Here is a 12,592-nt window from a genome sequence, read left to right on the forward strand (position 1 = left end):
GTCAACGGGCCTGTACGGGGGCGGGCACGGGGGCGGGTTCGCCGGACGCGGGGGCGGGGTGGCCGGACAGGACGTCGAACAGGGCGGTGCCGACGTGGTCGGCCTGCTCGGGGGTCATGACCAGGGGCGGCGCGAGGGTGAGGGACCGGGGGCCGCCGCGGACCAGGACACCGGTCCGGTCCCTGATGAGGTCCGCGAGGGCGTACGTCCCGTGGGGCAGCGGGCGGCCGAGGGCCTTGTCGGCCACCACTTCGACGCCGATCATCAGGCCGTGCTGCCTGACCTCGCCGACGAGGGGTAGCGCTTCCAGGGGAGCGAGCGCGGTGGCGAGCCTGGCTCCGATCGCACCGGCGGCGTCCAGCAGGTGTTCGCGTTCGATGATGTCGAGGTTGGCTTCGGCGACCGCGCAGCCGGTGGGGTGCGCGGAGTAGGTGTGGCCGACGGGGAAGCCGTCACCGGCGCCGAGTACATCGGCGATCCGCCGGGTGAGGAGGACCGCGCCGAGCGGGAAGTAGCCGCTGGTCAGTCCCTTGGACAGGACGGTGAGGTCCGGCTGCACCCCCATCTGCCCGGCGCTGTACCAGCTTCCCGTGCGGCCGAAGGCGGTCACCACCTCGTCCATGATGAGCAGGATGCCGTGGGCGCGGAGCAGTTCCGCCACGCGGGGCCAGTAGTCGGTCGGCGGGGCGACCATGCCGCCCAGGGCGAGTACCGGTTCACCGATGAGGGCGGCGATGCGGTGGGGTCCGATGCGGTGGATCGCCTCCTCCAGCTCGCGCAGGCAGAATTCGGTGACGTCCTCGGGGCCGTCGGCCCCGGAGCGGGCGTGCGCGTAGGGGTAGGGGGCGGTGAGGCGGTGGACGTGTCCGGGCTGCGGGCCGAAGCCGCTGGTGTAGGCCGGGAAGTCCGAGAGTTCCCCGCTGGCGTAGCCGGCGCCGTGGTAGGCGCGGGTACGGGTGAGGACCCAGGTGCGGTCGGGGGCGCCGCGCCGGTGGTGGAAGTTGCGTGCCATGCGCAGTGCGGTCTCGGTTCCTTCGGAGCCGCCGCTGGTGAAGAAAGCCCGGCCGGTTGCGGGGTGGGCCAGTCCCACCAGTCGCTCCGCCAGGCTGATCGCGCGGTCGTGGGTGAAGTCCCAGAAGGCCGTGGAGTACTCCAGCCTGCTCATCTGGCGGGCGGCGGCCTCGGCGATCTCGGTGCGTCCGTGTCCGACCTGGCAGAGCCACATTCCCGCGGTGGCGTCGAGGTACTCCCGGCCCGTCGCGTCCCGCAGGACGCAGCCCTCCCCTTCCACCATGACGACGCGACGCTGCTGGGAGTCGGGCAGGAAGGGGTGGAGCAGGTGGGAGCGGTCACGCTCCTCCCAGGTGCGGTGTGGTGCGTTCGGCAGGGACATGTGGGCCTCCTTGGAGGTCGTGCGGCCTTCCTGGGGAAGGCGGGTTCGGGGGCGTGTGCACGTGGAAGGACAGGTCGGCCACGCGGAGGGTGTGGGGAGTGAGGCGGGCCCATGAGAGGTCGGGGCCCGGCAGGAAGCGGGGGTCCCATTGGGTCTCGTCGGGGCCGAGGTAGCGGGTGAGCTTGCGGCGGGCCCGGCCGGGGTCGCCCGTCGTGACCGCACCGGTGCCCCGCGCGACGATCTGGCGGGTGCGTCCGGTGGCCAGGTCGCACTCGTCCACCACCAGGCTGAAGGCGGAGTCGGCGGTGAGCCGGCGGGACAGGGTGGACCACGATCCCGTGATCACCCAGAACTCGGCGTCCTCCCACAGGTACCAGACGGGCTGGAGGACCAGGGGCTGGGTGGCGAGGCGGGCCACCAGCGGCCGGGCGAGGAAGGCATCCGGGTCGAAGGGCGCTTCCCGGGCCCGCTGGATCCCGTCCGGCCCCACCGGCAGGGTGACGGCGGCCCTCACGGGGATGCTCCTGGTGCGCCTACGGGCGCGGCGAGGGGTTCACCGTCCGCGTCCTCGGAGCGCGGGGACCGGACGTCCCGGATGGCACGGGCGAGCCTGGCACAGCCCTCTTCCAGAAGGTCGTGGGGGGCTGCGGAGTACGACAGCCGCAAGTTGTGCGCACCTTCGCCCTCTGTGTGGAAGGCCGCCCCTGGCACGAAGGCGACCTGGTGCGCGAGGGCACGGCGCAGGAGGTGCCCGGCGTCGGTGCCGTCATTGAGCGTGGCCCAGACGAAGAATCCGCCCTGCGGTTCGGTGAAGGTGAGCAGCCCGTCACCGTGCCGGCGCAGGGCGGCGGTGAAGGTGTCCCTGCGCCCCCGGTAGAGGGTTCTGAGCCGCTGGTAGCGGCGGGCGGGCAGATCATTGGTGGTCAGAGTGGTGTGCAGGATGCTCTGGAGCAGCGCGGAGTTGCCCAGGTCGGTGGCTTCCTTGAGCCTGGTCAGTACCGGGCGCAGCGGTTCGGGAGCGAGCAGGTAGCCGGTGCGCGCGCCGGGGAAGAAGGTCTTGGAGAAGCTGCCGAGGCGGACGGTGCGTCGGCAGAGGCCGGTGAGAGGCATGCACGGTGGTGGGGTGCCGAAGTGCAGTTCGTGGTAGGGGTCGTCCTCCACGACGACGCAGCCGTACCGGTCGGCGAGATCGGCCAGGCGGGCACGCTGGTGTTCGGTGAGTGTGGCGCCGCTGGGGTTGGCGAAGGTGGGCACCACATGGAGCATCCGGACCGGGGCGTGACGCTCCAGCAGCCGGGCGAGGCTCTCCAGCTCAGGGTCGGCAGTGAGGGGTGCGGGGAGGATCCTCGCGCCGTACGTGCCGAGGATCTGCAGAGCGCCGCTGTAGGCGGGCCGGTCGACCACCACCGTGTCGCCGGGGTTCAGCAGCGCCCGGCACACCAGGTCCAGTCCCTGCTGCGAACCATGGGTGACGATGACCTGTTCGGTGTGCCAGGTCCGTTCCGTACGACGGGATTCGTCCTCCGCGATCCAGGCACGCAGGTCCGGCAGCCCGGCCGGGTCGGTGTACTGGAGTGCGTGCGGGGCCCGGCTCAGCGCCTGGCCCACGACATCGTGGAGTTCTTCGTCCATCAGTGCCTCAGGGGCGGGCGAGCCCGCCGCGAGACTGATGGCCCGGCTGCGCGCGGCCATGGCGAGGGCGTCCGCGATCGCGGAGGGGCCGCAGCCGGCGGCCCGGTCCGAGATGCGCCAGCTCCGGTCGGCGCCGGCCCCTCGGGGCGGGGTGTCGGCGGTCATCGGTGAGCCACCGCGGGGAGGACCTTGTGCCCCAGGAGGTTCACCGTGCGGGCCGCCTGCGTCCGGCTGATCCCCCCGAACCGGATGTGCAGGCTGACCTCGCCTCCCGGGTAGCGGTCCGCGACCCTGTTCAGAGCCTGGATCGCGGCGTCGGGGTCGCCCACGATGACGTTCCCGGCTTTGAGGAGGTCTTCGAAGGTGGTGGACCGGACGGCGGATTCCATGAGTTCGTAGCCGGGGTACTGCTCGCTGCTGATGCCCCGCCAACTCGCGTACGCCTCCAGTTGCTTCTCGCGGTAGGCGTCGAAGTGGGCCTCGGCCTCGTGCAGGGCGGCTTGGTGGTCCTCTGCGAGGTAGGCGTGGTAGCTGACGTGCAGTTTGGGTTCGCCCGCGTGGCCGTGGGCGGTGCGGGCGGTGCGGTACGTCCGCAGGAGTTCCGCCAGCCGCTCATGGCTGGCCACAACGGGGATGATCATCAGGTGGTGGCCCTGTTCACCGGCCCACTGGAAGGAGTCCTCGGAGGCGGTGGCGGCGATCAGCACCGGCGGGTGGGGTGTCTGTACGGGGCGCGGCAGCAGAGGGGGCAGCGGTCCGAAGGAGTGGTGGGTGCCTTCCCACCGGAACCCGGAGTCCGTCCAGAGCTTCTGGATGGCGCTGACGCCTTCGCGCATGCGGGACTTGCTCTCGGTGAGGGGAACGTCGAACGCCGAGAACTCGGTGGGCAGGAAGGCCCTGCCGAATCCGGCGTCGAGTCGGCCCCCGGAGAGGTTGTCGAGCATGGCGAGCGAGGCCGCGAGCTTCACGGGGTGGGTGAAGGCCGGGACACACGCTCCGGTGACCAGGCGAAGCCGGGTGGTGCGCTGGGCGACGGCGGCCAGGAAGGTCACCGGGTCGGGGCTGTAGCCGCCCCAAGGATGGAAGTAGTGTTCCACGGCCTTGGCGTGGGCGAATCCGAGGCGGTCGGCCTGCTCGCACAGGGCGATGCAGTCGGCGTAGTACTCGGAGGCCGGGATCTCGTCCGGGGCGAGGGTGGGCAGGAAGTTGAGGCCGATCTTCACGAAGGTCCGTACGGTCGGGGCACGCCCCGTCGGCCGCGGCGTCCCGGCGAAGGGAATCCGCGGACGACCGGGTACTGCGTGGGGTCACGGGCAGGTGGTGTGCGAAGACAGACTGAGATTGTTGAACGCCTGCTCGGTGTACTTCTGCCGGCCCAGCAGGTCGCCGGTGGCGCGGGCGATGGCGTCAGGGATCATCCGGGGGGTGCCGACGGCTTCCGCGAGGAGCTGTACCTCGGCGGCACGCTCCATGGCCACGTGCAGCCAGGCCGCCTCGGGGACGGACCGGCCGCCCGTGACGAAGCCGTGGCTGGGCAGGATGACGCCCACCCCCGCGCCCAGGGTGGCAGCGATGGCCCTGCCTTCCTGACGTTCGGTCACCGGGCCCCCGAAGTCCTCGAACACGGCGTGCCTGCCGTACAGCAGGCACGCGTCCTGCGTGATCGGGTCCAGGGGACGGGCAAGTGTGGACCATGCTTTGCCGTAGCGGGAGTGGGTGTGGACGAATGCCTTCAGGTCCGGGCGGGCTCGGTGCAGCTCGCCGTGCAGGGCGTCCACGGAAGGGTTGAGCGTGCCCCGGCCCGATACGACCTGCCCCTCGGGGCCGACGAGCAGCAGGTCCTCGGTCCGGGTCTGGGTGAAGTCCACGCCGAGCGCGTTGACCCAGTAGTGGTCCGGCCTGCGGGGGTCGACGGCGCTGAAGTAGCCGGCCAGGCCGTGGCTGAACCCGAGGGCTCCAAGGGTGCGCAGCGCGGTCACGAGCCTGCGCTTGGTCTCCGTGTCGTCCTCGGCGGCGGTGCCGTGCTGTGCGTCCTCGCTCCGGTCGATGGCGGGGGCGGTCATACGGCGGCTCCGTCGTGGTCGGCGTCCGTGTTCTGGGCGGGAATGTCGTAGACGCAGCGGAAGCCGACCTCGTTGTGCCGGTCGGTCAGCAGGTCCTTGCCGCGGTAGTAGGTGGTCATACACACCGGTGGTGAGGTCCAGGTACCGCCCCGCAGGACGTGGAAGGCTTCCGGCCGGTTCATGAAGTCGGCGCTTTTGCGTCCCGCGAAGAAGGGATTCATGTCCTCGCGGGTGAAGAAGTTGGTCCGGGTGATCTCCCAGACATTGCCGGACATGTTCAGTGCCCCGTACGGGCTGGCTCCCCCCGGCAGCGAGTCGGCCGGCAGCACGGGTTCGGGAGGCCAGGTCAGTGAGGTGCGGACGAGGAGTTGTTCGAGTTCTTCGAGGTTGCGGGGGGCGGGCTCCGGGTATGCCGTTCCGATGCCCCGCGCGCGGCCGGGGTCCCACTCCTCCCCCCAGGGAAAGCGGCGGCCGTCCTTGCCCCGCGCGGCCATCTCCCACTGGTCCTCGCTGGGCAGCCGGCCTCCCGCCCAGCGCGCGAAGGCCCATGCGTCGTACCAGTCGACGCCGACCACAGGGAAGGACGGGTCGTTGAAACGCGGGTCGCGCCAGTGAGCCGGGGTGTAGTCCTTGTCCTCCGGCTGATCCGGATGTGCCCACGTCCGCGTGCCATGGGCCTGGTCGAGAAAGCGCGCATACCGCTCGTTGGTCACCGCGCACCGGTCGATGTAGAAGGGCGGCAGCTCCACGACACGCATCGGGTTGTCCGTGTCGTCCATCTGGAACGCTCCGGTCGTCTCCTTGCGGGCACCCGCGATGAACGGCCCTCCGGGCACCGGCACCGCATCCGCCACCTGGGGTTCACGGCGTGCGGCAGCCACTTCGCGGTGCAGCGGGGCGAAAAGCTCGTCCTCCAGCTCCCGCAGCCGGTCCGGGTCCCGCGAGTCGAAGATCTCCCACAGAGCCCGCTTGGTGAACGCCGCTCCGCAACCGACCGGCTTCCGACTGTACCCGGGGCGGCTGAAGTTGCTGGGCCAGCCGGAAATACGGATGAGGTCCTTCGCCGCCTCGGGCATCTTCAGCGCACCGATGACCTTGATGGCGGTGAACGCGACCCAGTCGACATCGTCATGGGTCGCCGCGCAGATCGCCTTCCTGGCCTCAGGGTCCTCCCCGAAACGTGCGGCAAGGGCTTCCACGCACAACCGGCGTACGTTCCAGTCGCCGTGGCCGGTCACGGCCGAGGCGAGCAGCTCGGCCAGGCCGTGCTGTCCGGGCCGGCCGGCCAGCTCCTTCTCCAGGAGTTCCAGCCGTTGAGCGTAGGCATCGGGCCCGAGCGCCGCGAGCACGGAAGCGTCCGGCAAGCTGTACTGCATGATGTCGCCGTCCTCAGTGAGAATGGGCAGTGCGGGCCCCTCCGGGGTGCCCCCGGCGGGACCCGCACGGTGACTCCGGTTCAGCGAACCGGAGTCACCACTTGGTCTTGGCTTCACCCGCCTCGCGGGAGCCCAGGAAGTCCTCGGCGTTCATCTGCGTCACCCCCTCACCTGTCCTCATGCTCTGCCACCGGTCACGGCCGGATGTCAGGACACCGGAGCGAACGGACGGTTCGCCGCGTCGGGGAAGCAGAGCTTGAACCGCTGGTCGCGCAGCTCCTGCTCCTGCTGGTGAATCCTCACCATCTGCGCGACGTTCTCGCGAGGCACCGACAGCAGGTCGGCGACCTCGTGGATCTTGTCCAGCTCACCCGGAGCCAGGACCCCGTCGGCGGCCGACACGCGGATGGTGTCGTAGACCAGGCACCCGCCCGACTCGCGGGCCCCCTCGGCGTTGCTCAGGACGGCCCGCAGGTCATCCTCGCCGCCGTAGGTCTTGAGCGTCTCGACGACCTCGTCCGGACCGTGCATACCGGCGATCAGGCCGATCGCGTACTCCCGCTCCGCCGAGGCCAGATCGCCGTCACCGCCGGCACAGATGAGCAGGGCCTTGCCGTACGCTTCGAAGTCGGTGATGGTGGGAGGGTTCTTGAAGCCCCAGAACTCCTGGAAGATCCAAGTAAGCCCGAGGGCTGAAGGACGCTCACTGGTGAGGGACATGAGAGGTAGACCTTTCTGGGTCACTGGAGGTACGGAGCGGTCGGACATCGGTACGAGGCCCGTCGAACAGCACACACCTTGGGCTTCACCTCGCCCCCGGAAGCCCGGACCCACCCGATCAGGTCGCGCACTTCATCAATGACCGCTGTCGCTGTGGAGGGATGGTTCGGGGGTCAAGTGGTGTGAAAACCCGGCGAGTTCGTCGCTTCATGAAGCCTAGGCGGTTCAGGGACCGGATCAAGAGGCCCGGCATACGCCGCCGCGAAGCGAAGACGCAGGTGGAAGCCGCTGGAAGCGTTCCTGAACCCCTTGAGAGAGTTCGTCAAATCGAGTGATTAAGAGATAAAGGGGCATGATCGGGCCGGTCGTGTCGTGCACGTTCGCGGCGGTGACCAGGACGACCGGCACCAGACCGAGAGTGTCCGTATGAGTGCGGGGTGCCCACCGGCCGTGTCCCCGCGTAACAGGAGATCGCGGGCTGACGTCCTGATCATCCCAGGCGTACGGTGGGCCGCGTGACCACGGAAGAGCCGCTGCGGCCGCAGTCGCTGATGCTGACGTTCCTGGGCGACCAGGTGCTCGGGCGGGACGTCTGCGTGTACTCCGGCAGCGTGATCGACGTCTTCGCCCGGGCCGGCGTCGGCGAGCAGGCCACGCGGTCCACCCTGACCCGCATGGTGGCGCGTGGCCTGCTTCGCCGCCAGCGCGAGGGGCGCCGGATGTACTTCGGACTGACGGAGCACTCCGCGGCCATCCTGCAAGACGGCGAGCGGCGCATCTGGCAGACCGGAGCGGTCAACCGGCACTGGGACGGCACCTGGACCCTGCTCGGCTTCTCGCTCCCGGATTCCCAGCAGCGCCGACGACACGACCTGCGCTCGAAACTGAACTGGACCGGCTTCGGCCCACTGTTCAACGGACTGTGGATCGCACCGGGTGAAGTCGACGTCTCGGATCTGGTGGCCGAACTCGGGGTCGCCGCGCACGTCAAGGTGTTCCGCGCGCACGCCGACGACGGCACCGACGTCGGCTCGATGATCGAGGAGACCTGGAACCTGTCCGGACTCGCGGCGCGCTATGAGACGTTCGTGCGCCGCTGGGCGCGGTGGGAGACAAGCCTGCCGGACGTCGACGACGCGCTCGCCCTGCGGCTGCTGATGCAGACGGAGTGGCTGCGGATCATCAGGCACGACCCGCGGCTGCCGGTCAGGCACCTGCCGGACGACTGGCCGGCCGACGTGGCCGAGAGGACGTTTCGGACGGTGTACGACCGGCTCGCCCCGCTCGTCGACGCCGCCGCCGGACGCCTCCTGGACCTCGTACCCGTTCGTCAAGGCCAGGCGTAGAGCCGGGTCCGTCTTCGCAGCGGGAAAGCTCCTGCGCGGCCTGCCGCCGTATCTCCTTGAGGGCGGGCGCGGGGGACCGGCGCGGAGGACGAGCACTCGATGTTGTGCGAATGATTGACGGGCGTGATGTTAATGCCTACCTTCACGGGCATCGGCATCGGCATCGGCACCAGCCCTCAGGAGCCTCTCGTGCAGCCGTCCCCCTCCCTCACCCCTTCCTCACGTCAACCATCGTCGGACATACGGCAGTTGCGCCGGGTGGCTCTCTCGGGCCTGCTCGGCACCACCGTGGAGTTCTACGACTTCCTCGTCTACGGAACGCTCGCCGCGCTCGTCTTCGGCGACCTGTTCTTCCCCGGCGCCGACCCCGCGGTGGGCACGATCGCGGCCTTCGGCACCTTCGCCGCCGGCTATGTGGCCCGTCCGCTGGGCGGCATCGTCTTCGGTCACTTCGGCGACCGGGTCGGCCGCAGGTCGATGCTGCTGCTGACCATGGTCCTGATGGGCTGCGGCAGCTTCCTCATCGGCCTGCTGCCCACCTACGACGCGATCGGCGTGTGGGCGCCCGTCCTGCTCGTCGCCCTGCGCGTGGTGCAGGGCCTCGCCATCGGCGGCGAGTGGGGCGGCGCGACCCTGATGGTGGTCGAGCACGCCGAGCGCACCCGGGGCTCCCGGCGCGGCCTGTGGTCCAGCTCCACCCAACTCGGCGCCCCGCTCGGCTCGGTGCTGTCGGCGGGCGTGGTCGCCCTGGTCTCCGCGCTGCCCGACGACGATTTCCGCTCCTGGGGGTGGCGGATCCCGTTCCTGCTCAGCATCGTGCTGCTCGCCGTCGGCCTGTTCGTGCGGCTGAAGGTCGCCGAGAGCCCGCTGTTCGTCCGGGCGGAACGGGCGCCGGCCGGCCGGCCGCCCCTCCTGGAGGTGGCGCGCCGGCCGTTGCCGGTGCTGCGCGCGGCGGGCGTCGGCATCGGCGCGTTCACCGCCCAGTCGCTGCTGACCGGCTTCATGATCTCCTACGCCGTCGACCACGGGTACAGCCGGCCGCAGGTCCTCTGGGCGGTGACCCTCGCCTCCTGCGCGGCGCTGCTGGTGCTGCCCGCCGCCTCCGCGCTGTCCGACCGGGTCGGCCGGCGCCCGGTGGTGCTGGCCGGGGCGGTCGCCTCGGCGGCGCTCGCCTTCCCGGTGCTCGCGCTGGTGGACTCGGGCTCTCCCGGCCTGCTGATCCTCGCCCTGGTACTCGGTCACGGCATCGCCCAGTCCACGATGTACGCGCCGCTCGGCGCCCTGCTCACCGAGATGTTCGGCACCCGTGTCCGCTACACCGGCGCCTCCCTGGGCTACCAGGGCGCGACGCTGATCGGCGCCGGCTTCTCCCCGCTGATCGCGAGCAGCCTGCTCGCCTCGTCCGGCGGCGGCAGCACACCGGTCTCGCTGCTGCTGTGCGGTGGCGCGGCGGTCACCGCGCTCACCGTGTGGCGGCTGCGCGAGACCCGCGCCGACGCCCTCCAGCCCGCCCCGCCCGTCGTCACCCCGGCCTCCGAAGGGACCCCCCGTTGAAGGCCCGACACCTCCTGGCCGCCCTGGCCCTGCTCGGTGCCGGCACCCTCCCCGCGCAGGCCGCGGCGGCGGACGGCGACGCGCACGTCGAGGGCCGGCTCCCGTCCGGCGCGACGTACCTGATGGACGTACCCGCCGCCTGGAACGGCACGGTCCTGCTCCACAGCCACGGCTACCGTGCGACCGGCTGGCCCGACCCCGCCCAGAACGCGCCCGGCACGCCCACCCGGGACGACCTCCTCGGCTCCCTGTCGATGCGCGGACTGCTCCAGGGCGGCGTCGCCGACTGGAACAGCACCCTGGACCCCGTGTTCACGCTCAGGACACTGCTCGCGCCCGGTGTGGATCGGATCTCCGCCGACCGCACGGCGGTCCGCTGGATGCGGGACACCGGCGTCTTCTCCGGCCGGCTCACCTACCCGCAGCTCACCCTCCACACCACCGGTGACGGCACTGATCCCCGTGCCCGCCGAGAGCGCCTACCGGCGCGCGGCCGCGGCGGCGGGCAGCGGTCACCCGCTCGCCCAGGCGTAGGAACGCCCGTCGGTGACAGGTCCGGTAGACCCGTCGGCGACGAGAAGCCCCATCCGGGAGTACTGCCGTCGTACGCCCTCCGAGCTGAGTGAGAGACCTGTCGGCACCACAGCACACAGGAAAGTGAGAGACCTGTCGGCACCACAGCACACAGGAAGGGGCACAGTCATGCATCTGGACGGAAAAGTCGCCGTCGTCACCGGGAGCGGGCGCGGACTGGGATTCGCCTACGCCCGGGCCCTCGCCGCGGCCGGAGCCTCCGTAGTGGTCAACGACGTCGACGCGGCCGTGGTCGACGCCGCGGTCGACGCCCTCACTTCGGCCGGCGGCAAGGCGGTCGGTGTCGTGGTGGCCGTCGGCGACAGCGAGGCCGCCGAGCGGCTGACCGAGACGGCGGTGCGGGAGTTCGGGCACCTGGACGTCATGGTCACCAACGCCGGCATCCTGCGCGACCGGGTGCTGTGGAAGATGACCGACGACGACTTCGACGCCGTCGTCAAGGTCCATCTGCGCGGCACCTTCACCTGCGCCCGCGCCGCCGCGGTCCGGATGCGGGAGCAGGGGACGGGCGGCCGCCTCGTCCTGATCTCCTCACCCGCCGGCCAGCGCGGCAACTTCGGGCAGACCAACTACGCCGCCGCCAAGGCCGGGATCGTGGCCATGGCCCGCACCTGGGCGATGGAACTGTCCCGGGCCGGCATCACCGTGAACGCCGTCGTCCCGGTCGCGGCCACCGAGATGACCAAGACCATTCCCGCCTTCGCCGCCGTCATCGAGGAAGCCGAGCGCAGCGGCTCCCCGCTGCCGGACCGGCTGCGCAGGGACGAGGGCCTCGGCACCGTGGAGGACGTGGCGGGTCTCCTCACCTTCCTCGCCTCGGACGCCGCCAAGGACGTCACGGGCCAGGCCATCGGCATCGGCGGTGACCGCCTTGCCCTGTGGTCCCACCCCGCGGAGAAGGCGGTCGCCTTCGCCGACGGCGGCTGGAGCGCCGACACCATCGCCGAGCGGTGGCACGACGGCGTCGGTGCCGAGCCCGAGACGTACGGCATTCCCGCCCCCAAGGCTCCGGAGGCATGAGATGAGCGACCCGGCCATCGATGTCACCACCCTGACCGCGATCGACGTCCACACCCACGCCGAGGTCTCCAAATCCGGGCACGGCGCGCTGAGCCCGGAGCTGTTCGGCGCCTCCGAGGAGTACTTCAAGGCGCACGGGCACCGGCAGCCGACCATCGACGAGATGGCCGCGTACTACCGGGATCGCCGGATGGCGGCCGTGGTGTTCACCGTGGACGCCGAGCACGCCACCGGCCATCCGCGGATCTCCAACGAGGAGATCGCCGAGAGCTGCGCCGCCCACTGCGACGTGCTCGTCCCGTTCGCCAGCGTCGACCCGCACAAGGGCCGGGCGGGCGTCCGGGAGGCCCGTCGGCTGGTGGCGGAGCACGGGGTACGCGGGTTCAAGTTCCACCCCAGCATCCAGGCGTTCTCGCCCGGGGACCGGATGGCGTACCCGCTCTACGAGGCGATCGAGGAACTCGGTGTACCCGCGCTGTTCCACACCGGCCAGACCGGCATCGGGGCCGGGGTGCCGGGCGGCGGCGGCATCCGGCTGAAGTACTCCAACCCCCTGCTCGTCGACGACGTCGCGGTGGACTTCCCGGAGCTGCGCGTCATCCTGGCGCACCCCTCCTTCCCCTGGCAGGACGAGGCGCTGGCCGTCGCGACGCACAAGCCGCACGTCTACATCGACCTGTCGGGCTGGTCACCGAAGTACTTCCCGCCGCAACTGGTGCGGTACGCCAACTCGCTGCTCAAGGACAAGGTGCTCTTCGGCTCCGACTACCCGGTCATCACCCCCGACCGGTGGCTCGCGGACTTCGAGAAGCTCGACATCAAGCCCGAGGTCCGGCCCAAGATCCTCAAGGACAACGCCGCCCGCCTGCTGGGCCTGCTCAAGGACTGAGGGGG

The 12,592-nt window shown here is 70.9% G+C and carries 12 protein-coding genes; 5 read left to right on the forward strand and 7 right to left on the reverse strand.

Going from position 1 to position 12,592, the window contains the following annotated elements; translation table 11 throughout:
- Position 1: 1 nt before the first annotated feature.
- The 7 genes from ABEB00_RS34050 to ABEB00_RS34080 form a co-directional block, all read right to left on the reverse strand.
- Positions 2–1,393, reverse strand: coding sequence for an aminotransferase family protein (locus ABEB00_RS34050; protein WP_345624587.1), 1,392 nt, complete (start codon positions 1,391–1,393; stop codon positions 2–4).
- The gene (locus ABEB00_RS34055; RefSeq protein ID WP_345624588.1) at positions 1,350–1,907 is read right to left on the reverse strand and encodes a pyridoxamine 5-phosphate oxidase; all 558 of its coding nucleotides are present in this window, start codon (positions 1,905–1,907) and stop codon (positions 1,350–1,352) included. Before ABEB00_RS34055 ends, ABEB00_RS34050 begins: the two co-directional genes overlap by 44 nt.
- Positions 1,904–3,190, reverse strand: coding sequence for an aminotransferase-like domain-containing protein (locus ABEB00_RS34060; RefSeq protein ID WP_345624589.1), 1,287 nt, complete (start codon positions 3,188–3,190; stop codon positions 1,904–1,906). The genes ABEB00_RS34055 and ABEB00_RS34060 overlap by 4 nt, the downstream gene beginning before the upstream one ends.
- Positions 3,187–4,248 carry an LLM class flavin-dependent oxidoreductase gene (locus ABEB00_RS34065; protein WP_345624590.1) on the reverse strand — a complete coding sequence of 354 codons (1,062 nt, stop codon included), beginning with the start codon at positions 4,246–4,248 and terminating at the stop codon, positions 3,187–3,189. The genes ABEB00_RS34060 and ABEB00_RS34065 overlap by 4 nt, the downstream gene beginning before the upstream one ends.
- A gap of 84 nt (positions 4,249–4,332) precedes the next feature.
- On the reverse strand, positions 4,333–5,088 hold the full coding sequence (locus ABEB00_RS34070; RefSeq protein WP_345624591.1) for a class II aldolase/adducin family protein: 756 nt from the start codon (positions 5,086–5,088) through the stop codon (positions 4,333–4,335).
- Positions 5,085–6,464 (reverse strand): SUMF1/EgtB/PvdO family nonheme iron enzyme, encoded by a 1,380-nt coding sequence (locus tag ABEB00_RS34075; RefSeq protein ID WP_345624592.1) that lies wholly within the window; start codon positions 6,462–6,464, stop codon positions 5,085–5,087. Before ABEB00_RS34075 ends, ABEB00_RS34070 begins: the two co-directional genes overlap by 4 nt.
- A gap of 207 nt (positions 6,465–6,671) precedes the next feature.
- Entirely contained in the window at positions 6,672–7,184 is a 513-nt protein-coding gene (locus tag ABEB00_RS34080) for a tellurite resistance TerB family protein (protein ID WP_345624593.1), read from the reverse strand.
- Positions 7,185–7,699: 515 nt separating this feature from the next.
- Between ABEB00_RS34080 and ABEB00_RS34085 the strand changes: the two genes are divergently transcribed.
- From ABEB00_RS34085 to ABEB00_RS34105, 5 genes are all read left to right on the forward strand, one after another.
- Positions 7,700–8,530, forward strand: coding sequence for a PaaX family transcriptional regulator (locus ABEB00_RS34085; protein ID WP_345624594.1), 831 nt, complete (start codon positions 7,700–7,702; stop codon positions 8,528–8,530).
- Positions 8,531–8,719: 189 nt separating this feature from the next.
- Entirely contained in the window at positions 8,720–10,084 is a 1,365-nt protein-coding gene (locus ABEB00_RS34090) for an MFS transporter (protein WP_345624648.1), read from the forward strand.
- Positions 10,081–10,710 carry a hypothetical protein gene (locus ABEB00_RS34095; RefSeq protein WP_425586623.1) on the forward strand — a complete coding sequence of 210 codons (630 nt, stop codon included), beginning with the start codon at positions 10,081–10,083 and terminating at the stop codon, positions 10,708–10,710. The genes ABEB00_RS34090 and ABEB00_RS34095 overlap by 4 nt, the downstream gene beginning before the upstream one ends.
- A gap of 76 nt (positions 10,711–10,786) precedes the next feature.
- A complete protein-coding gene (locus tag ABEB00_RS34100; protein ID WP_345624595.1) occupies positions 10,787–11,698 on the forward strand; it encodes an SDR family oxidoreductase in 912 nt (303 codons plus the stop codon).
- 16 nt (positions 11,699–11,714) lie between these two features.
- Entirely contained in the window at positions 11,715–12,587 is an 873-nt protein-coding gene (locus tag ABEB00_RS34105) for an amidohydrolase family protein (RefSeq protein ID WP_345624649.1), read from the forward strand.
- Positions 12,588–12,592 lie beyond the last annotated feature (5 nt).

The organism is Streptomyces ziwulingensis (assembly GCF_039542605.1).
In the GTDB taxonomy this organism is placed as follows: Bacteria; Actinomycetota; Actinomycetes; order Streptomycetales; family Streptomycetaceae; genus Streptomyces; species Streptomyces ziwulingensis.